The sequence below is a fragment of the Streptomyces solincola genome (assembly GCF_002982015.1).
Taxonomy (GTDB): domain Bacteria; phylum Actinomycetota; class Actinomycetes; order Streptomycetales; family Streptomycetaceae; genus Streptomyces; species Streptomyces solincola.
The window spans coordinates 1-19,345 of sequence record NZ_PVLV01000373.1 but is presented as its reverse complement, the minus strand read 5'-3'; the positions used below and the strand labels follow the sequence as shown (position 1 = coordinate 19,345).

Below are 19,345 nucleotides of genomic sequence, written 5' to 3'. Positions count from 1 at the left end.
CCCGGCGCCTCCCCTGTCCCCTTCCTTCACCCTCGCCACGCCCCGCCCCGGAGCGACGGACACCACACAGCGACCCATCCCGCAGACACCCGCAGACCACCTGGACCGACCCCCCGCGGACCACCGACGGACCGCCCCCCGAGCGCTCCGGCTGCGGGGCGCGATGTGCCGCCGGTACCGTCCCCCCGGACCCTTCCGCGGTGCGGGACACTGTCAGGAGGGCACCTCTACGATCCTTGTGAGAGGTGACACTTATCCACAGGCCAGAGAAGGGGAACCAGCCGATTTCCCGACGCGTGGATACGATCAGTAAGCAGTACCAGGACGGCAACGACGGAGGAGGTGCCCCATGGGAGTCCTGAAGCGTTTCGAGCAGCGTCTCGAAGGTCTGGTCAACGGCACCTTCGCCAAGGTGTTCAAGTCCGAGGTCCAGCCCGTCGAGATCGCCGGCGCCCTCCAGCGCGAGTGCGACAACAACGCCTCGATCTGGAACCGCGACCGCACGGTCGTGCCCAACGACTTCATCGTGGAGCTCAGCGCCCCCGACTACGAGCGCCTGAGCCCCTACTCCGGGCAGCTCGGCGACGAGCTCGCGGGCCTGGTCCGGGACTACGCCAAGCAGCAGCGGTACACCTTCATGGGGCCGATCAAGGTCCACCTGGAGAAGGCCGAGGACCTCGACACCGGGCTGTACCGGGTGCGCAGCCGCACCCTGGCGTCCAGCGCCTCGCAGTCCGCCGAGCCCGAGGCCGGCGGCGGCCCCGGCCGCTCCGGCTACGGCTATCCGCCGCCGGCCCACGGCGCGGGCGGCGGCCACGTCGCCGGCGCCCCGCCCATGCCGTCCGCCCCGCCCTCCGGCGCCCGTTCCGCGCCTGCGGGCCGGCCGCCCGCCGCGGGCCAGGCGGCCGGCGCCCAGGCGCGCCGCTGGATCGAGATCAACGGCACCCGCCACCAGATCTCCCGCCCGACGCTGGTGCTGGGCCGCAGCACCGACGCCGACGTGCGGATCGACGACCCCGGCGTCTCCCGCCGACACTGCGAGATCCGGACCGGAACGCCCTCGACGATCCAGGATCTCGGGTCCACCAACGGCATCGTGGTGGACGGGCAGCACACCACCCGCGCTACGCTCCGCGACGGCTCGCGGATCGTCGTGGGCAGCACCACCATCGTTTACCGGCAAGCCGAAGGGTGAAGCGGGGGCAATGTCAGAGCTGACCCTCACGGTCATGCGGTTGGGTTTCCTCGCCGTACTGTGGCTGTTCGTCATCGTGGCCGTCCAGGTCATCCGCAGCGACCTGTTCGGGACGCGGGTGACCCAGCGCGGTTCGCGCCGGGACTCCGCGCCCCGGCCGCAGCAGCAGTCCGGCACGGGCCGGCAGGCCGCCGCGCCGCCGCAGCAGCGCCAGCAGCAGTCCGGCCGCCAGCGCCGCGGAGCGCCGACCAAGCTGGTCGTCTCCGAGGGCACCCTCACCGGCACCACCGTGGCCCTCCAGGGGCAGACGATCACCCTGGGCCGCGCGCACGACTCCACGATCGTCCTGGACGACGACTACGCGTCCAGCAGGCATGCCAGGATCTACCCGGACCGTGACGGCCAGTGGATCGTCGAGGATCTCGGGTCCACCAACGGCACGTATCTCGACCGGACCCGGCTCACCACCCCGACGCCCGTTCCGCTGGGCGCGCCGATCCGCATCGGCAAGACCGTCATCGAGCTGCGGAAGTAGTGCTGCATCATGAGTAGGCGCGAGCGGAGCGAGCGAGCCGGAGCTGGGCCGGCCGGCGTGATCCGCCCCACGGGCGGCGCCGGCACCGGCCACCGGCTCCCGACCGGAGGGTGGGCAGTGTGGCGCGAGACCGGCTTTACCCGGAGCCGGCGTCGACAGGGCAGGTGGGCATGAGTCTGTCACTGCGTTTCGCCGCCGGATCGCACAAGGGCATGATCCGCGAGGGCAACGAGGACTCCGGCTACGCCGGCCCCCGGCTGCTCGCGATCGCCGACGGCATGGGCGGCCAGGCCGCCGGCGAGGTCGCCTCCTCCGAGGTGATCTCCACCCTGGTCACGCTCGACGACGATGTGCCCGGCAGCGACCTGCTCACCTCGCTCGGCACCGCCGTGCAGCGGGCCAACGAGCAGCTCCGGCTGATGGTCGAGGAGGACCCGCAGCTCGAAGGCATGGGCACCACGCTCACCGCCCTGCTGTGGACCGGCCGGCGGCTCGGCCTGGTGCACGTCGGCGACTCCCGCGCGTACCTCCTGCGGGACGGCGTCCTCACCCAGATCACCCAGGACCACACCTGGGTGCAGCGTCTGGTGGACGAGGGCCGGATCACCGAGGAGGAGGCCACCACCCACCCGCAGCGCGCCCTGCTGATGCGCGCGCTGGGCAGCGCCGACCACGTCGAGGCCGACCTGTCCATCCGCGAGGTGCGGGCCGGCGACCGCTATCTGATCTGCTCCGACGGCCTGTCCGGCGTCGTCTCCCACCAGACCATGGAGGAGACGCTCGCCAGCTACCAGGGCCCGCAGGAGACCGTCCAGGACCTCATCCAGCTCGCCCTGCGCGGCGGCGGCCCGGACAACATCACCGTGATCATCGCCGACGTGCTGGACGCCGACGGCGGGGACACCCTGGCCGGGCAGCTCAGCGACACCCCGGTGGTGGTCGGCGCGGTCGCCGAGACGCAGATCCAGCTCGGTGACGACGGCGCCATGCAGACGCCGGCCGGCCGCGCCGCCGGCCTCGGCCGCCAGGCGCCCCCGCCGGCCCCGCAGGGCAACTTCGGCCCGCCCGGCAGCGGCGAGGACCTCGGCTACGGCTCCATGCCGCCCGGGGACGGCTTCGAGTCGTACGCCGAGGAGGACTTCCGCAAGCCGCGCGGTGGCCGGAAGTGGCTGAAGAGATCGTTCTTCGCGGTGCTCGCGCTCGCCGTCGTCGGCGGCGCCCTGTACGGCGGCTGGCGCTGGACGCAGACCCAGTACTACGTCGGCGCCAACGACGAGCACGTCGCGCTGTACCGCGGCATCAGCCAGGACCTGGCGTGGATCTCGCTCTCCGACGTGGAGAAGGACCACCCCGAGATCGAACTCAAGTACCTCCCCGACTACCAGCGCAAGCAGGTCGAGGAGACCATCGCGGGCGGCAGCCTCGCCAAGGCGCGCGACAAGGTCACCGAGCTGGGTCTCCAGGCGTCCGCCTGCCGCAAGCAGGAGGAGGCCCGGGCCGCCGCCCCGAAGCCCACCCCGTCGGCGAAGCCGGAGCCGACGCCCAGCGGATCCCCGTCGCCCAAGCCCAGCACCGGCACGCCCCCTCCGAGCCCGGGCCCCACCCTCTCGCAGGAGGAGCAGAAGCTGGCCTCCAACTGCGGCAAGAGCTAGAGCAGAGCACCCGTAGGGGGCCTTTCACCACCATGAGCGTTGTCACCAACACGACCACCATCGGCGCGATCGACCTGCCGAGCCGCCGCAACACCGAGCTGGCGCTGCTCGGCTTCGCCGTCGCCATCCCGGTGTTCGCCTACCTCAACGTGGGCCTCGCCCTGGACGGCAAGGTCCCCGCGGGCATGCTCGGCTACGGACTCGGCCTCGGCCTGCTGGCCGGCATCGCGCACCTGCTGGTGCGGCGGTTCGCCCGGTACGCCGACCCGCTGCTGCTGCCGCTGGCGACCCTGCTCAACGGCCTCGGCCTGGTGCTGATCTGGCGGCTCGACCAGTCCCCCCGGCTGATCGCCACCTCCATGCGGCAGTTCGGCAGCTTCAGCCCGGACGCCCCCGCGCAGCTCATGTACTCCGCGATCGGCGTCGCCATGTTCCTCGGCGTGCTGATCCTGCTGAAGGACCACCGGGTCCTCCAGCGGTACACCTACATCTCGATGATGGGCGCCATCGTCCTGCTGCTGCTGCCGCTGGTCCCCGGGCTCGGCGCGGACGTCTTCGGCGCCAAGATCTGGATCCGGGTCGGCGGGTTCTCCATCCAGCCCGGTGAGTTCGCGAAGATCGTCATCGCGATCTTCTTCTCCGGCTACCTGATGGTGAAGCGGGACGCGCTGGCCCTGGCCAGCCGCCGCTTCATGGGGCTCTACCTGCCGCGCGGCCGCGACCTCGGCCCGATCCTCACCATCTGGGCGATCAGCCTGCTCATCTTGGTCTTCGAGAACGACCTCGGCACCTCGCTGCTGTTCTTCGGCATGTTCGTGATCATGCTGTACGTCGCGACCGAGCGGACGAGCTGGATCGTGATGGGTCTGCTGATGTCGGTCGGCGGCGCGGTCGGCGTGGCCTCCTTCGCCGGCCACGTCAAGGACCGCGTGGACGCCTGGGCGGACCCGTTCGGCGACTGCTACCAGAGCGTCAACGCCTGCCAGCAGATGGCGCAGGTGCTGATGTCCTTCGGCTCCGGCGGCACCCTCGGCACCGGCCTGGGCCAGGGTGACTCCGACCTCATCGCCTTCGCCGCCAACTCCGACTTCATCTTCGCCACCGTCGGCGAGGAGCTGGGCCTGACCGGGGTGATGGCCTTCCTGCTGCTGTACGGGCTGATCGTGGAGCGCGGCATCCGCACCGCGCTGGCCGCCCGCGACCCGTTCGGCAAGCTGCTGGCGACCGGCCTGTCCGGCGCCTTCGCGCTCCAGGTCTTCGTCGTCGCCGGCGGTGTGATGGGGCTCATCCCGCTGACCGGTATGACCATGCCGTTCCTCGCCTACGGCGGTTCCTCCGTGATCGCCAACTGGGCGCTGATCGCCATCCTCATCCGGATCAGCGACACCGCGCGCCGCCCCGCCCCGGCGCCCGCCCCGTCCCCCGACGCCGAGATGACCCAGGTGGTCCGCCCGTGAACAAGCCGCTGCGCCACATCGCGATCTTCTGCGGACTGCTGGTCCTCGCCCTGCTCATCCGCAACAACTGGATCCAGTACGTCCGCGCCGACGAGCTGAGCACCCACAAGTACAACCAGCGGGTGGCCATCGAGCGGTACGCGAGCCCGCGCGGCAACATCGTGGTGGACGGCAAGCCGATCACCGGATCGGTGAAGACGGACTCCAACTACTTCGTCTACAAGCGCACCTACACCGACGGCGAGATGTGGTCCCCGGTCACCGGGTACGCCTCCCAGGCGTTCGGCGCCAACCAGATCGAGAAGCTGGAAGACGGCATCCTCACGGGCAACGACGACCAGCTCTTCTTCGACCGCACCCTGGCGATGTTCACCGGGGACAAGAAGAAGGGCGGCGACGTCATCACCACCCTCAACGGGGCCGCCCAGAAGGCCGCGTTCGAGGGACTCGGCGACAAGAAGGGCGCCGTCGCCGCCATCGAACCGTCCACCGGCAAGATCCTCGCGCTGGCCTCCACCCCGTCCTACGACCCCTCGTCCTTCGCCGCCGGCTTCTCCCAGAAGGAAGCCGACACCTTCACGCGGCTGGACAAGGACAAGGACAAGCCCATGCTCAACCGGGCGCTGCGCGAGATCTACCCGCCCGGCTCCACGTTCAAGGTGCTCACCGCCGCCGCCGCGCTGGAGAACGGCGTGGTCAAGGACATCGACGCGCCCACCGACACTCCCGAGCCGTACATCCTCCCCGGCACCCGCACGCCGATGAAGAACCACGCCGAAGGCTGCGAGAACGCTTCGCTGAACAAGGCCCTGGAAGTGTCCTGCAACTCGGTCTTCGCCAAGCTCGGTGACAGCGTCGGGCGGGACAAGATGGTGGAGATGGCCGAGAAGTTCGGCTTCAACAACCCGGAGATCGACGTCCCGGTCCGCGCCGCCGCCTCCGTCTACGACAAGAACATGTCCCGCGACGGCAACGCCCAGTCCTCCATCGGCCAGTTCAACACCGCGACCACCCCGCTGCAGATGGCGATGGTGACGGCCGCGATCGCCAACGACGGCAAGCTGATGAAGCCGTACATGGTGGACGAGCTGCGCTCCCCCGACCTCGACCTGCTGGAGAAGCACGAGCCGGAGGAGATGAGCCGGCCGATGTCCGCCGAGACGGCCCAGTTGGTGCAGAAGATGATGGAGAACGTCGTCGACAACGGCACCGGCGGGAAGGCCGGCATCGACGGCGTGAAGGTCGGCGGCAAGACCGGCACCGCGCAGCACGGCGAGCAGAACAAGGCGCGCCCGTACGCCTGGTTCGTCTCCTACGCCAAGACCGACCAGGGCTCCCCGGTTGCGGTCGCGGTCATCGTCGAGGACTCCTCCGCCGTCGCGCGTGAGGACATCAGCGGCGGCGGCCTGGCCGGGCCCATCGCCCGGGACGTGATGAAGGCGGTGCTCGACAGCAAGTGACGGCGCCCGCCGGGGGGCGCCCCCGGCGGCGCGAGCAGCCGCCCGTGCCTGGTCCACACCGGCGTGTACCGGTCCCGTATCAGGTGGCGGCCGCGGACGGGCCGGCTCGCCACGGCCGGTAGCGTATGCCCGGACAGCACACCGCCGGACCACACACAGGGGTGCGCGGTCGGGACTGACGGAGAGGGCTGGAACAGTATGGAAGAGCCGCGTCGCCTCGGCGGCCGGTACGAGCTGGGCTCGGTGCTCGGCCGCGGTGGCATGGCGGAGGTCTACCTCGCCCACGACACCCGGCTCGGCCGCACCGTCGCCGTGAAGACGCTGCGGGCCGACCTCGCCCGCGACCCGTCCTTCCAGGCCCGGTTCCGCCGTGAGGCCCAGTCGGCCGCCTCGCTCAACCACCCGGCGATCGTCGCGGTCTACGACACCGGCGAGGACTACGTCGACAACATCTCCATCCCGTACATCGTGATGGAGTACGTCGACGGCTCCACCCTCCGAGAGCTGCTGCACTCCGGCCGCAAGCTGCTGCCCGAGCGGTCGATGGAGATGACCGTCGGCATCCTCCAGGCGCTGGAGTACTCGCACCGCGCCGGCATCGTGCACCGCGACATCAAGCCGGCCAACGTGATGCTGACCCGCACCGGCCAGGTCAAGGTCATGGACTTCGGCATCGCCCGCGCCATGGGCGACGCCGGCATGACGATGACCCAGACCGCCGCGGTCATCGGCACCGCCCAGTATCTCTCCCCCGAGCAGGCCAAGGGCGAGCAGGTGGACGCCCGTTCCGACCTGTACTCCACCGGCTGCCTGCTGTACGAGCTGCTGACCGTCCGGCCGCCGTTCGTCGGCGACTCCCCCGTGGCGGTCGCCTACCAGCACGTACGCGAGGAGCCGCAGCCGCCGAGCACCTTCGACCCCGAGATCACGCCCGAGATGGACGCCATCGTCCTGCGGGCCCTGGTCAAGGACCCGGACTACCGCTACCAGTCGGCCGACGAGATGCGCGCCGACATCGAGGCGTGCCTGGACGGCCAGCCGGTCGCCGCGACCAGCGCGATCCCCGCCGCGGCCTACGGCTACGGCGACCACCAGCACGGTGGCGACCCTGCCGGGCAGACCTCGATGCTGCCCCCGGTGAACCCGGACGACGGCGGCTTCGGCTACGACGACCGCAGCGGCCGGCGCCGGCAGAAGAAGTCCAACCTCTCGACGATCATGCTGATCGTGGCCGGGATCATGGTCCTGGTGGGCGCGGTCCTCATCGGCCGGGTCGTCTTCAGCGGCGACGACACCGCCGACGGTCCGGTGGACGTGCCCAAGGTGGTCGGCAAGCCGCTGGCGCAGGCGCGCTCGCTGGCCGAGGGCGCGGGCGTGAAGCTCACGCAGGACGGCACCGACCGCTGCGACCAGCCCAAGGGCTCGGTCTGCTCCCAGAGCCCGGCGTCCGGGACGATGAACAAGGGCGAGACCCTCACGGTGGTGATCTCCGAGGGCGCCCCGAAGGTCCAGGTGCCCAGCGTGATGGAGCAGTCCCAGGAGACGGCCACCAAGAACCTGGAGGCCCAGGGCTTCGACGTCAGCGTGGAGCAGCGGGAGTCCGACGCGGACCCGGGCGAGGTCATCGAGCAGCGCCCGGAGGGTGGCACCGAGGCCGAGAAGGGCAGCGAGGTGGTCATCACCATCTCGCGGCAGGCCCGGGAGACGGTCCCGAAGGTCACCGGGTCGCAGTTCGACGCGGCCAAGTCCCAGTTGGAGACCCTCGGTTTCCAGGTGGAGCGCTCGGACGTCGACTCCGACAAGCCGGCCGGTGAGGTCACCGCCCAGGACCCGCAGGGCAACTCCCGCGCCCCCAAGGGCAGCAAGGTCACCCTCCAGGTCTCCAAGGGCCCGCAGCAGCCGGCCCAGAAGCCGGTGCCGCAGGTCGTCCCGCAGCCGCTGGGCCAGGCCAAGCAGACCCTGGCCGCGGCCGGGTTCACCAACGTCCAGGTCGGGCCGGGCTGCCCCGCCGACGACAACGCCCTCGTGACCGCCAGCGACCCGCAGGCCGGTACGCAGGTCGACCCGGCCGCCACCCAGGTCACCCTCACCACCCTGGGCTGCCAGGGCGGCAACGGAGGCCAGAACGGCGGTCAGAACGGCGGTCAGAACGGCGGCCAGAACGGCGGGAACGGCGACGGCGGCCAGAACGGCGGCAACGGCGGCGACGGAGGCATCAACTTCTTCGGCGGGCCGTCCGCGGTCGTCCCCCGCGACTCCTGAGGTCCGATCCGCGAACGGGCAGGGGCCCGGCGACCGTCATGGTCGCCGGGCCCCTTCTCCGTACCGTCGCGGGCCCTCGGGGGCCGTCAGGAGGCGCGCAGTTCGGCCGGCGGGGTGCGGTCGCCGTCGACCTTCTCGGTGCGCTCCAGCTCGCCCCAGACGATGTAGCGGTAGTCCGAGGTGTAGACCGGCGTACAGGTCGTCAGGGTGATGTAGCGGCCCGGCTTCGTGCGGCCGGACTCCCGGGGCACCGGTTGCAGCACGTCCACGTTGTACTTCGAGGTCTCCGGCAGGGTCTTGTAGACCTTGTAGACGTACCAGGTGTCCCGGGTCTCGAAGACGATCGCGTCGCCGGTGCGCAGCTTGTGGATGTTGTGGAACTTCGCGCCGTGCCCGTCGCGGTGCGCGGCCAGCGTGAAGTTGCCCTTGGCGTCCTTCGGCTGGGCGGAGGCCACCGGGTCGGTGTAGTAGCCGGCCACGCCGCCGTTGAGGGTCTCGGGGTCGGTGCCCTTGCGGACCAGCACCTCGCCGTCGTCCATCGCCGGGACGTGCAGGAAGCCGAGGCCGCCGTCGGTGTCCAGCGCGCCCGGCCCGGAAGGGGTCTTCGCCGTCCAGGCGTCGCGCACCTTGTCGCCCTGGCGGCCCGCTTCCCGGTCGGCCAGCACGTTGGTCCACCACAGGGAGTAGGCGACGAACAGTCCCATCAGCACCCCCGCGGTGATCAGCAGTTCGCCGAAGACGCTGACGGCGCCGGCGATCCGGCTGCGCGCACGTGCCACTACATCTGTCCCGTCTCGAAAGGTCAGCCGACGAGCGCGTCCGGTTTGCCCTTGGTGCGCGGCCGTTCCTCGACCATCTTGCCCCACACGATCATGCGGTACGTACTGGTGAACTCGGGGGTGCAGGTGGTGAGCGTGACGTACCGGCCGGGGCCGGTGAAGCCGGAGCCGGCGGGCACCGGGTCGATCACGGCGACGTTGGACGGCGGCGTCTGCGGCAGGATGCCGGTCATCTCGTAGGTGTAGTAGGCGTCCTGGGTCTCCACCACGATCGGGTCGCCCGGCCGGAGCCGGTTGATGTAGCGGAACGGCTCGCCGTGGGTGTTGCGGTGGCCGGCGACGGCGAAGTTGCCCTGCTTCTGCGAGGGCATGGCGGTCTTCAGCCGTCCGTCGGCGTAGTGGCCGACCATCCCGCGGTCGAGCACCCGCTCCTTGTCGACGCCCTCGGCGACCGGCACCACCACGTCCAGCGTCGGCAGGTACATGATGGCGAAACCCTGGCCCGGTGCGAAGGCGTCCGGCTTGCGGCCCTCGGCCCAGGCGTTCTCGATGCCCTTCTTCGCCGCGTCCGCCTGAAGGCCGGCCCGCACGTTGGTCCACCAGAGCTGGTAGGTGACGAACAGCAGCATCACCACGCCGAAGGTGATGAACAGCTCGCCCACCACCCGGCTGGCGACCACCCCGACGCTGTCCTTGCGGGCGCGCGCCGCCCGGCGCGCCTCCACCCGGGTGAGCGGCCGCCCGTCGGGCCCGCCGCCGACCCCCGCGGGGCCCGTACGGCCCGTGGACGGCGTCCCGGCGGCGCTGGCGCCCCGGCGGCCCGCCCGGCGCCTGCCGCGGCCCTTGGCCGCCCTGCGCCGCTCCGCGCGGCCCCCGCCCGGCGGCGGACCGGTGCGTGCGCCCGCCGGCCCCCCGGCGACGGCCGCGGGGGCCTCCGGCGGCAGCGGTCCCGCCGGCCGCCCGCGCGCCGCCTCACCGCCTCGCGGGGGGTGTACGCCGTCCCGTACGGGCTCTATTCGCGCCGTCTCGTCCAAGGGGGCCGGACGCCCGTGGCGTCCGGTGCGGGCCGCCTGCTCGCTCCGGGCGCTCTGGCCGGGCAGGTTGGCCGCCCGGAACCAGGGGGATCCGCGTCCGTCCGCGCCGCCCGGCTCGCCGCCGTCCGGGTCCGTACCGCCGCCTGGTCCCGGGCGGCGCACGGCGGTCACGCGACGGCCTTGCCCACCACCGGCGCGAGCCCTGCCGACCGGGCGACCGCGCCGGTATCGCCGCACTGCTCCAGCCAGTTGGCGAGCATCAGGTGCCCGTGCTCGGTGAGCACCGACTCCGGGTGGAACTGCACGCCCTCCACCGGCAGGTCCCGGTGGCGCAGGCCCATGATGATGCCGTCCTCGGTCCGCGCGGTGACCTCCAGCGCGGCCGGCAGGTCGGCGGGCTCGGCGGCCAGCGAGTGGTAGCGGGTGGCGGTGAAGGGGGAGGGCAGCCCGGTGAAGACGCCCTGGCCGCCGTGCACGACGGGGGAGGTCTTGCCGTGCAGGAGCTGCGGCGCGCGGTCGACCACGCCGCCGTAGGCCACGGCCATCGACTGCATGCCCAGGCAGACGCCGAAGACCGGCACGCCGTGGTCGGCGCAGTGCCGGACCATGTCCACGCAGACGCCGGCCTGCTCGGGCGCGCCGGGGCCGGGGGAGAGCAGCACGCCGTCGAAGCCGTCCAGCGCGTGCCGGACCTCGACCTCGTCGTTGCGCCGGACCTCGCACTCCGCGCCGAGCTGGTAGAGGTACTGGACCAGGTTGAAGACGAAGCTGTCGTAGTTGTCGACGACGAGAATGCGCGCGCTCACTGACCGTCCACCGTCACATCGTTGAACGGAAGCAGGGGCTCCGCCCAGGGGAACACGTACTGGAAGAGCACGTAGACGACCGCCAGGGCGAGCACGAGCGAGATCAGCGCGCGTACCCACGAGTTCCCCGGCAGGTGCCGCCAGATCCAGCCGTACATGCCGTCCGCCGGTCCTTCCTCGCTGCACTGCTCTGCCTGTCTGCCTGTCGGACACCAGAGTACGGGGCGCGCGGGCCGGTGGGGCGGGGCTGTGGAAAGCACCGCCCGGAGCCCTGCCCGCCGGTACGCCCGGTCCGGCGGGCTACGGGGCGCCGGCGGGCTTGGCGTGGTGCAGCTCGACCGCGCCGTTGTAGCCGGGCAGGGAGATCCCGTCGTGGTCGTCGACCTTCCAGCCCAGCCCGTACGCCTTCACGTAGAGCAGGTAGTTCCGCACGGCGGTGGAGCCGTCCAGCGCCCGCTGGAGGTCGCCGGCGTCCCCGACCGCGGTGATCTTGTACGGCGGTGAGTAGACGCGACCCTGGAGGATCAGGGTGTTGCCCACGCAGCGGACCGCGCTGGTGGAGATCAGCCGCTGGTCCATGACCCGGATGCCCTTGGCGCCGCCCTTCCACAGGGCGTTGACCACGGCCTGGAGGTCCTGCTGGTGGATGACCAGGTCGTTGGCCTGCGGCTCGGGGTAGCCGGGGGCGGCCTGGGCGTCGGGCGGGGCGTCGTCGAGCGTGACGGTGAGGCCGTCGCCGGCGACCTCGGTGGTGCCGGCGGCCTCCTCCAGGGCCCGCAGCCGGGCGTCCTCCTCGGTGCTGGAGCCGGCGTCGCGCCGGGCGAGCGCGTCCACCTGCTCGCGGACCGCCGCGGTGGTCTCGTCGAGCCGGCCGTTCTTGTGGCTGCGCTCGCGGACGAGGTCGGACAGCCTCAGCAGCGAGTCGTCGGTGCGGAGGTTGGTGCCCTTGGCGGTGTTGAAGCTGGTGACGAAGATCAGTCCGGCGAGGGCGAAGACGGCAGCGGTGAGCAGCCGGACCGGCCGCCAGCGGCGTCGCCGGGCCGGTTCGGGGGGAGCGCCGGTGGAAGTGCTCAACGTACCCTTATCTCCTTCAGCACCGCGGAAGCACTACGCTAACGGACGCCCGGTCGAGGCGGCCGTCCCGCCCGCCTTCCCGGGAAACCGCCCCGTTCCCCCGCGCGGTCACGCAGCGCATCGACAGGAGAGCCCCTCGTGCCGAAGTCACGTATCCGCAAGAAGGCCGACTTCACACCGCCGCCGGCCGCGAAGCAGGCGACGAGCATCAAGCTGACCAACCGGAGCTGGGTGGCCCCGGTGATGCTGGCGCTGTTCGCGATCGGGCTGGCCTGGATCGTGGTGTTCTATGTGACGGACGGCTCGCTGCCGCTGGAGTCGCTGCGGAACTGGAACATCGTGGTCGGCTTCGGCTTCATCGCGGGCGGCTTCGCGGTCTCCACGCAGTGGAAGTAGCGCCCGCCCCGGCGGGGTCCGCGCCGACCGTGCTCGCGTAGCCGGTCGGCAGCCTCCCCGTCAAGCCTTGCCCATAGTTATCCACAGCGTTGTGCACAGGTCGTGGATAGGTAGGAAGATCTGTGGATAACTCACGTCGGGTTGACGCCGCAGTACGACCGGACGCGACCCCTCCGACCTGGGACTCTCTCCCGCATCTGAGAGAAAGCCCAGGTCAGAGCGGATAGGTACAGGCGTTCCCGCTCGCCGCCCGGTGATCCGGCACGGTAGGCACAGGGCCCGGCACCCACTGTGGACAAGGGTGGGGACAACCGGCCGGTCCCGGGGCCTGCGGCATGGCCGACCCGGTCAGCTCAGCGCCGACACCCGCAGCACCACGGTCAGCAGCGACAGCGCCAGCACCGCTCCGCAGGCCCCCCACTGCACCAGCGCCCGGCGCTCGCGCGGGCCGTTGACCATCGCGTAGGAGATCACCACACCCGCCACCAGGCCGCCGATGTGCGCCTGCCAGGCGATGTCCCGCCAGAAGAAGGTGATCACCAGGTTGAGCGCCACCAGAGCCAGCACCGGCCGCAGGTCCTGATTGAGCCGGCGCACCAGGACGACGGTGGCGCCCAGCAGTCCGTAGACCGCCCCGGAGGCGCCCAGCGACGACTGGTTCTGCGCCGCCAGCAGCAGCGTCAGCGCACCGCCGGCCAGCCCGGACAGCAGGTACAGCACGAGGAACCGCACCCGCCCGAGCTGCTCCTCCAGGGCCACCCCGAGGAACCACAGCAGCAGCATGTTGCCCGCGATGTGCCAGACCTCCTGGTGCAGGAACATGCTGCTCAGCAGCCGGTACCACTCGCCGTCCGCGACCCCTACCTCCCGGCCGAGACGCGGGTCGTAGGCGAGGCCGATGAGCGTCGTCTCCGCGACGAACCGGGGCAGGACCTGCGCCAGCACGAAGACCACCAGGTTGGCCCCGATGAGCAGATGGGTGACCAGATGCGGGTCGCCGCCGGTGATCCGGCCGCCCGCGACGGTGCGCGGCTGGTTGGCGGTACGGGAGTGGCCGGTGCCGCTGCCGCCGCGCACGCACTCGGGGCACTGGAAGCCCACCGAGGCGTCGACCATGCAGTCCGTGCAGATCGGCCGCTCGCACCGGGTGCAGCGCACACCGGTCTCGACGCCCGGGTGGCGGTAGCAGTGCGGCACCTGGCTCATGGAGCCCCCTCGTCGGCCGGCGGATCAGGGCGGGACCTCGTCGTGGGCCGTCCGCGACGTGCGGCCGCCCCGCCCATCCCTACGGACGGGCGGGGCGGAAAGGTTCCCCGTGTCCCCCGGAGGGGGAAGCGCGGGCGCACCTCGGGGCGGGCCGGACCTCAGCGGGTCTCGATCACGACCGACTCGATGACCACGTCGCTGACCGGGCGGTCAGTGCGCGGGTTGGTCTGCGCGGTCGCGATCTCGTCGACGACCTTCTTGCCCGCGTCGTTGGTGACCTCACCGAAGATGGTGTGCTTGCCGGTCAGCCAGGTGGTGGGAGCCACGGTGATGAAGAACTGCGAACCGTTGGTGCCCGGGCCGGCGTTGGCCATGGCCAGCAGGTACGGCTTGTTGAAGGACAGCTCCGGGTGGAACTCGTCGCCGAACTCGAAGCCCGGGCCGCCGGTGCCGTTGCCCAGCGGGTCGCCGCCCTGGATCATGAAGCCGCTGATCACACGGTGGAAGACGGTGCCGTCGTAAAGGCGGTCACTGGACTTCTTGCCGGTGGCCGGGTGGGTCCACTCCCGCTCGCCCTGGGCGAGCTCGACGAAGTTCTTGACCGTCTTCGGCGCGTGGTTCGGCAGGAGCCGGATCTCGATGTCGCCGTGGTTGGTCTTCAGGGTGGCGTAAAGCTGCTCGGCCACGATGTGCCTTCCGTAAGTCTGCTCTGACGTCTCACACTTTCCCATGGAAGGCGGCCGGGAGGCACGGAAGGCGGTCGACCGGACAGCGCGGGCGGGAGACGGGCAGCGCACGGGCGCATGCGGAAGCGGCCCCGGACGGCGCGCGGAGGCGGTCTCGGAGCTGGCGGTGGGGCGCTATGGCGGTCTCGAAGCCAAGAGTGGGCGCACGGGGGCGCATGGGGTGTCAGGGCCGCACGGGGGAGGCTGTTGCCCCGTATGCCGCCGTACCGCATGCCGAGCACCGGCCCGGCAGGCATGATTTCGAAGAGGACGGATACGCGAGATACCAGCCCGCCACCGAGGAGGAGGAAAGCCGTGACCCGCAAGGACAGCGTGCGCGCCGCGACCCATTCGGCGAAGGACAGCGTGCGGCACGCCGCGGAAGTGGTGGCGCCGTACGCCGGAACGGCTAAGGACACGGCCGCGCAGTACGCGCACGAGGCCCGTGTCAGGGTGGCCCCCAAGGTGTCGAAGGCCGCTCATCAGGCGCGTGTGCAGTACGACGCGTATGTCGCACCCAAGGTGCCGGCGGAGTTCGGCGATGCCGCGCAGCGTGCGGCGGTCAAGACCCGTAAGGCTGCCAAGCAGACCCGTAAGGCGGCCCGGCAGGCGGCCGACTACACGGCGCCCCGGGTGGAGACCGCGGTCGCCGCGACCGCGCCGGTCCGTGAGGAGGCCGTCGCCCGCTCGCTGGCCACGCTGGCGGCGCTGCGCGGGCAGGTGTCGGCGAAGGACATCCAGAAGCTGGTGCGGAAGCACGAGCGCCGGGGGCGGGCCGGGCGCGTCTTCAAGGGTCTCGCGATCGTCGGGGTGCTGGCCGGTGGCGCCTTCGCCGCCTGGAAGTGGTGGGACAAGCAGGCCAACCCGGACTGGCTGGTCGAGCCGCCGGCGCCCACCGAGGTCTCCGACCGTGCGCCGCTCACCTCGGTCGACGGCACCGGCACTTCCGCGCTGGACCCCGAGGTCCAGGCCAAGCAGGCCGAGGCCGAGGCCGACGCGGACGACAACCGTCCCTGACGGTCCTCCGCGAGCTCACCGCTCGCGGCCGAGTATCTGGCGGCCGGTCGCTTCCGGTTCCGTACGGGCTTCGTCCCGTGCGTCTGGGGCGGCCGGCTCTGTCGTGCTCCGGGTCCAGCCGGGGGAGTGATCCCCTGCCGGTTAGTTTCACGTGAAACATCGGCCGGCACGACGAGGTGACGCAGCGAGCTCGGCACGACGAGGTGACGCAGCGAGCTCGGCAGGACGAGGTGACGCAGCGGGCTCAGGCCGCGATGAAGCGGGCTCACGCCGCGAGGGCCAGGTCGGCCAGGTCCATCCCGGCGGGCAGCGGCGCGACGGCCGGCAGGTGGCGGACCGAGGGGGAGGAGCCGTGGGCCTCGGCCCGGATGCGCTGCTTGATGGTCGGCGGCAGTGAGCGGTCCCGTACGGCCGGGTGCGTCTGGGGCGCGGTAGCGGCGGTCGCGGGTGCGGCTTCGTGTGCGGTACGACGTACCGGCACCGCGACCGGGGCCAGCAGCTTGCCGCCGGTCGTGCGCTCGGAACGCTGCGGACGCTCAGAGCGCTGCGGACGCTCGGGCAGCTCCGAGTCGGCGGATGCGGCGACTTGGGCCGTCTCCTCCCTCCCCGCGGTGTCCGCGGCAACGGCGCTCACCGCGACCGCCGGCAGGACGGTGGCGGAGAGCACCGCCACCGGGCGGCGGCGGACGAGGCCGAGGACGGAGCGGGTGGAGCGGACGGCCACGGAGAGCGTCGTGGCGACGACCGCGGACAGCAGGGCGAAGAAGGCGGTCCAGAACTGCACGGCCTTGTCGGTGGCGGCCATGGTCCCTCGCTTTCGTAGGAGTCTTCCGAGAGGTCTTCGGAGGTGTCTGCGGGAGAAGTTCGGGTTGGGCGATCTACATACCTTTCTCATGATGTGTACGCATCTTGAGAAGGCACGGACCGACGCCGCCGCGCGGTAGATCTTCTGATGAACACCACCCGTCCGGCCCATGTCCCCGAGTTGCGGCCCCCGGGAGGCCATGCAGTCCGGGCATCCCCGGGAACCTCTGGCTCTCACTAGACAAACTTGACTAGGCTGTGAGCGTGACCGACAAGACGATCCCCCTGCTGCCCTGCCACGAGATCCAGCCGGTCGTGGACTTCTACACCGCGCTCGGCTTCGAGACGACCTGTCTACAGAAGGCCCCGTACGCCTACGCGGTGGTCCGGCGCGGCCCGGTCGAGCTTCAGTTCTTCGCGATGAAGGGCTACGAGCCGAGCCAGTCGTACTCCGGCTGCTATGTGCTGACCGACGACGTGAATGGACTGCACAGCGTCTTCCGGGCCGGCCTGAAGGCGGCCTACGGCCGCATTCCCAGCCGCGGGCTGCCGCGGATCGGGCCGCTGAAGGACATGTCGTACGGGGTGCGGCAGTTCCTGATGACCGACCCCGGCGGCAACAGCATCCGGGTGGGTCAGCCGATCAGCGACGACCCGAGCATGCGCCCGGTGCCCAAGGAGCCCTTCGCCCGGGCACTGCACCTGGCCGACCTGTTCGCCGACTCCAAGGAGGACCTGGCGGGCGCGGCACGGTTGATCGACCGCGTACTGCCTCCGGAGCACGGCCACGCGCCGCCGCCCGGCGGGCCCGCGCCCACGCCCGTGCAGCACGTCCGCCTGCTGGTGCTGCGGGCCGACCTCGCCGCCCGCCTGGGCGACGCCCCGCTCGCGGCCGAGCTGGCCGCCCGCGCCGCCGCGCTCCCACTCGGCGGGCAGGACCGCGCGGCGGCCGCCGACAGCCTGAGCCGGCTGGCCGAGCTGACCGAACCCATGTCATGACCGGCGAGAGCGTCCAGCAGCCGCTCCGGCGCCTCGGCGCCGAGGTCGTCGTCTGGAGAGACGCCCCGTCACGAGCAGTACCCGGTCACAGGAAACGCCCGTCACGGGAAACGCCCCCCGCGCCGCGTACACGGCTCGGAGGGCGTTCTCTGTGGAGCCTAGGGGAGTCGAACCCCTGACATCTGCCATGCAAAGACAGCGCTCTACCAACTGAGCTAAGGCCCCGGGACGGGTGCACCGGACCAAGCGGACGATCGCGCCGGGCCGTTGCCGGAACCAGAGTACCGGGTCGCGGGGGGTCCACGGCAAAAGGTTTGGGGCTCCCCGTGGGCGACCGCTCTCCGTAGGATGCTGGGCGAGGTTCGCAGGAGCGAACCGCAGCGATGGGGAGACGCAGATGGACACAGTGCAGCAGGAAGCGACGGCGAGAGCCAGGGAACTCCAGCGGAGTTGGTACGGGGAGCCGCTGGGGGCGCTCTTCCGCCGGCTCATCGACGACCTCGGGCTCAACCAGGCCCGCCTCGCCGCCGTGCTCGGGCTGTCCGCCCCCATGCTGTCCCAGTTGATGAGCGGCCAGCGCGCCAAGATCGGCAACCCGGCCGTCGTCCAGCGGGTGCAGGCCCTTCAGGAGCTGGCCGGCCAGGTCGCGGACGGCAGTGTCAGCGCCGCCGAGGCCACCGGGCGGATGGACGAGATCAAGAAGTCCCAGGGCGGCTCGGTGCTCACTGCGACCGGCCAGGCGTCCTCCGGCACCGGTGCGCCGACCGTCCGCCGGGTGGTCCGCGAGATCCAGTCGCTGCTGCGCTCGGTGGCCGCCGCCGGCGACATCATCGACGCCGCCGACTCGCTCTCCCCCACCCACCCCGAGCTGGCCGAGTTCCTGCGCGTGTACGGCGCCGGGCGCACCGCCGACGCGGTGGCGCACTACGAGTCGCACCAGAACTGACCCGCGCCCCGCCGCCACCGGCGGGGCGCGCGATCCGAGGGGTGGGGCATGGGCGAGGTGCTCGCCGGGCGGTACGAGCTCGTCGACCCGATCGGCCGCGGCGGCGCCGGGGAGGTGTGGCGGGCCTGGGACCACCGGCGCCGCCGGTACGTCGCCGCCAAGGTCCTGCGGCAGTCCGACGCGCACGCCCTGCTGCGCTTCGTCCGCGAGCAGGCGGTGCGCATCGAGCACCCGCACGTACTGGCCCCGGCGAGCTGGGCGGCCGACGACGACCGGGTGCTGTTCACCATGGACCTCGTGCGCGGCGGCTCCCTGGCGCAGGTGATCGGGGACTACGGCGCGCTGCCGCCGCGGCTCGTCGGCGTCCTGCTGGACCAGTTGCTCGCCGGGCTGGCCGCGGTGCACGCCGCGGGCCTGGTCCACCGGGACGTCAAACCGGCCAACCTGCTGCTGGAGGCGACCGGTACGGGCCGCCCACACCTGCGGCTGACCGACTTCGGCATCGCCATGCGCAAGGGCGAGCCCCGGCTCACCGAGACCGACCACGTGGTGGGGACGCCCGGCTACTTCGCCCCCGAACAGCTCGCCGGCGCGGAGCCCGACTTCCCCGCCGACCTCTACGCGGCCGGCCTGGTCGCCCTCCACCTGCTCCTCGGCCACCGCCCCGACACCCAGGCGCTGGCCGTCCGCCTCACCGCCCCCGACGCACCGACCGCTCCCGCCGGCGTCCCCGACCCGCTGTGGCAGGTCCTCGCCGGACTGCTGCACCCCGAACCGCAGGCACGTTTCCGCACCGCCGCCGACGCCCGCGCCGCACTGACCTCCGCCGCCGCCTTGCTGCCCTCCCCGCCCGAGGGCGGGGACGCCGAAGAACCGATAGAGATCTTCGACCAACTGCCATCCCTGCCGGACGGATTCGGACCGGACGGCCCGAAGGCCCCGCAGGGCCGCGAGAACCCGCAGGGCCGGGAAGACCCGCAGGGCCGGGAAGACCCGCA

19 protein-coding genes and 1 tRNA gene are annotated in these 19,345 nt (G+C 71.7%); 11 read left to right on the top strand and 9 right to left on the bottom strand.

The genetic code is table 11. The features are described from left to right. Nucleotides 1-349: 349 nt before the first annotated feature. The 6 genes from C6N75_RS22005 to pknB all read left to right on the top strand — a co-directional run bounded on the left by C6N75_RS22005 (nt 350) and on the right by pknB (nt 8,561). Complete coding sequence (locus C6N75_RS22005) at nt 350-1,195, top strand: FhaA domain-containing protein (RefSeq protein WP_105870628.1); 846 nt, start codon at nt 350-352, stop codon at nt 1,193-1,195. Between the two features lie 10 nt (nt 1,196-1,205). Then, nucleotides 1,206-1,730, top strand: a complete 525-nt coding sequence (locus tag C6N75_RS22000; RefSeq protein ID WP_105870627.1) for an FHA domain-containing protein FhaB/FipA — start codon at nt 1,206-1,208, stop codon at nt 1,728-1,730. A gap of 170 nt (nt 1,731-1,900) precedes the next feature. Beyond that, nucleotides 1,901-3,382 carry a Stp1/IreP family PP2C-type Ser/Thr phosphatase gene (locus tag C6N75_RS21995; protein ID WP_105870626.1) on the top strand — a complete coding sequence of 494 codons (1,482 nt, stop codon included), beginning with the start codon at nt 1,901-1,903 and terminating at the stop codon, nt 3,380-3,382. A gap of 32 nt (nt 3,383-3,414) precedes the next feature. Next, the gene (locus C6N75_RS21990; protein ID WP_105870625.1) at nt 3,415-4,839 is read left to right on the top strand and encodes an FtsW/RodA/SpoVE family cell cycle protein; all 1,425 of its coding nucleotides are present in this window, start codon (nt 3,415-3,417) and stop codon (nt 4,837-4,839) included. Beyond that, on the top strand, nt 4,836-6,299 hold the full coding sequence (locus C6N75_RS21985; protein WP_105870624.1) for a peptidoglycan D,D-transpeptidase FtsI family protein: 1,464 nt from the start codon (nt 4,836-4,838) through the stop codon (nt 6,297-6,299). The genes C6N75_RS21990 and C6N75_RS21985 overlap by 4 nt, the downstream gene beginning before the upstream one ends. Nucleotides 6,300-6,497: 198 nt before the next feature. Next, on the top strand, nt 6,498-8,561 hold the full coding sequence (pknB, locus tag C6N75_RS21980) for a Stk1 family PASTA domain-containing Ser/Thr kinase (RefSeq protein WP_105870623.1): 2,064 nt from the start codon (nt 6,498-6,500) through the stop codon (nt 8,559-8,561). An 86-nt stretch (nt 8,562-8,647) separates the two neighbouring features. Here the strand turns inward: pknB and C6N75_RS21975 are convergent, their stop codons facing one another. From C6N75_RS21975 to C6N75_RS21955, 5 genes are all read right to left on the bottom strand, one after another. After that, the gene (locus C6N75_RS21975) at nt 8,648-9,340 is read right to left on the bottom strand and encodes a class E sortase (protein WP_105870622.1); all 693 of its coding nucleotides are present in this window, start codon (nt 9,338-9,340) and stop codon (nt 8,648-8,650) included. Nucleotides 9,341-9,363: 23 nt separating this feature from the next. After that, the gene (locus C6N75_RS21970) at nt 9,364-10,545 is read right to left on the bottom strand and encodes a class E sortase (RefSeq protein WP_407703256.1); all 1,182 of its coding nucleotides are present in this window, start codon (nt 10,543-10,545) and stop codon (nt 9,364-9,366) included. Further along, nucleotides 10,542-11,180 carry an aminodeoxychorismate/anthranilate synthase component II gene (locus tag C6N75_RS21965; protein WP_105870620.1) on the bottom strand — a complete coding sequence of 213 codons (639 nt, stop codon included), beginning with the start codon at nt 11,178-11,180 and terminating at the stop codon, nt 10,542-10,544. The genes C6N75_RS21970 and C6N75_RS21965 overlap by 4 nt, the downstream gene beginning before the upstream one ends. Further along, nucleotides 11,177-11,338, bottom strand: coding sequence for a hypothetical protein (locus C6N75_RS21960; protein WP_105870619.1), 162 nt, complete (start codon nt 11,336-11,338; stop codon nt 11,177-11,179). The genes C6N75_RS21965 and C6N75_RS21960 overlap by 4 nt, the downstream gene beginning before the upstream one ends. A gap of 142 nt (nt 11,339-11,480) precedes the next feature. Beyond that, complete coding sequence (locus C6N75_RS21955; RefSeq protein ID WP_105870618.1) at nt 11,481-12,254, bottom strand: DUF881 domain-containing protein; 774 nt, start codon at nt 12,252-12,254, stop codon at nt 11,481-11,483. Nucleotides 12,255-12,392: 138 nt separating this feature from the next. On the opposite strand from C6N75_RS21955, the gene crgA reads away from it, so the two are divergent. Continuing rightward, nucleotides 12,393-12,650, top strand: a complete 258-nt coding sequence (gene crgA, locus C6N75_RS21950) for a cell division protein CrgA (RefSeq protein ID WP_105870617.1) — start codon at nt 12,393-12,395, stop codon at nt 12,648-12,650. A gap of 348 nt (nt 12,651-12,998) precedes the next feature. Here crgA and C6N75_RS21945 read toward each other — a convergent pair whose 3' ends face one another. Both C6N75_RS21945 and C6N75_RS21940 read right to left on the bottom strand, forming a co-directional pair. Beyond that, the gene (locus tag C6N75_RS21945; protein ID WP_105870616.1) at nt 12,999-13,856 is read right to left on the bottom strand and encodes a rhomboid family intramembrane serine protease; all 858 of its coding nucleotides are present in this window, start codon (nt 13,854-13,856) and stop codon (nt 12,999-13,001) included. 158 nt (nt 13,857-14,014) lie between these two features. Then, nucleotides 14,015-14,542, bottom strand: coding sequence for a peptidylprolyl isomerase (locus C6N75_RS21940; protein ID WP_105870615.1), 528 nt, complete (start codon nt 14,540-14,542; stop codon nt 14,015-14,017). A gap of 354 nt (nt 14,543-14,896) precedes the next feature. Between C6N75_RS21940 and C6N75_RS21935 the strand changes: the two genes are divergently transcribed. Beyond that, nucleotides 14,897-15,598 (top strand): DUF5324 family protein, encoded by a 702-nt coding sequence (locus tag C6N75_RS21935; protein WP_105870614.1) that lies wholly within the window; start codon nt 14,897-14,899, stop codon nt 15,596-15,598. Nucleotides 15,599-15,863: 265 nt separating this feature from the next. Here C6N75_RS21935 and C6N75_RS32280 read toward each other — a convergent pair whose 3' ends face one another. Beyond that, nucleotides 15,864-16,403 (bottom strand): DUF6344 domain-containing protein, encoded by a 540-nt coding sequence (locus C6N75_RS32280; protein WP_181160570.1) that lies wholly within the window; start codon nt 16,401-16,403, stop codon nt 15,864-15,866. Between the two features lie 263 nt (nt 16,404-16,666). Between C6N75_RS32280 and C6N75_RS21925 the strand changes: the two genes are divergently transcribed. Beyond that, entirely contained in the window at nt 16,667-17,401 is a 735-nt protein-coding gene (locus tag C6N75_RS21925; RefSeq protein ID WP_105870629.1) for a bleomycin resistance protein, read from the top strand. A gap of 152 nt (nt 17,402-17,553) precedes the next feature. Here C6N75_RS21925 and C6N75_RS21920 read toward each other — a convergent pair. Beyond that, nucleotides 17,554-17,626: transfer RNA gene (locus C6N75_RS21920), tRNA-Ala, on the bottom strand. A gap of 172 nt (nt 17,627-17,798) precedes the next feature. Between C6N75_RS21920 and C6N75_RS21915 the strand changes: the two genes are divergently transcribed. Then, entirely contained in the window at nt 17,799-18,347 is a 549-nt protein-coding gene (locus C6N75_RS21915) for a helix-turn-helix domain-containing protein (protein ID WP_105870613.1), read from the top strand. Between the two features lie 48 nt (nt 18,348-18,395). Beyond that, a partial coding sequence (locus C6N75_RS21910) for a serine/threonine-protein kinase (protein WP_105870612.1) occupies nt 18,396-19,345 on the top strand: 950 nt, incomplete at its 3' end.

What these genes read in the sequence shown, in the direction of transcription:
- C6N75_RS21995 (WP_105870626.1), top strand. Translation starts at nt 1,901, where the DNA reads ATGAGTCTGTCACTGCGTTTCGCCGCCGGATCGCACAAGGGCATGATC.
- C6N75_RS32280 (WP_181160570.1), bottom strand. Translation starts at nt 16,403, where the DNA reads ATGGCCGCCACCGACAAGGCCGTGCAGTTCTGGACCGCCTTCTTCGCC.
- C6N75_RS21945 (WP_105870616.1), bottom strand. Translation starts at nt 13,856, where the DNA reads ATGAGCCAGGTGCCGCACTGCTACCGCCACCCGGGCGTCGAGACCGGT.
- pknB (WP_105870623.1), top strand. Translation starts at nt 6,498, where the DNA reads ATGGAAGAGCCGCGTCGCCTCGGCGGCCGGTACGAGCTGGGCTCGGTG.
- C6N75_RS21990 (WP_105870625.1), top strand. Translation starts at nt 3,415, where the DNA reads ATGAGCGTTGTCACCAACACGACCACCATCGGCGCGATCGACCTGCCG.
- C6N75_RS21915 (WP_105870613.1), top strand. Translation starts at nt 17,799, where the DNA reads ATGGACACAGTGCAGCAGGAAGCGACGGCGAGAGCCAGGGAACTCCAG.
- C6N75_RS22000 (WP_105870627.1), top strand. Translation starts at nt 1,206, where the DNA reads ATGTCAGAGCTGACCCTCACGGTCATGCGGTTGGGTTTCCTCGCCGTA.
- C6N75_RS22005 (WP_105870628.1), top strand. Translation starts at nt 350, where the DNA reads ATGGGAGTCCTGAAGCGTTTCGAGCAGCGTCTCGAAGGTCTGGTCAAC.
- C6N75_RS21960 (WP_105870619.1), bottom strand. Translation starts at nt 11,338, where the DNA reads ATGTACGGCTGGATCTGGCGGCACCTGCCGGGGAACTCGTGGGTACGC.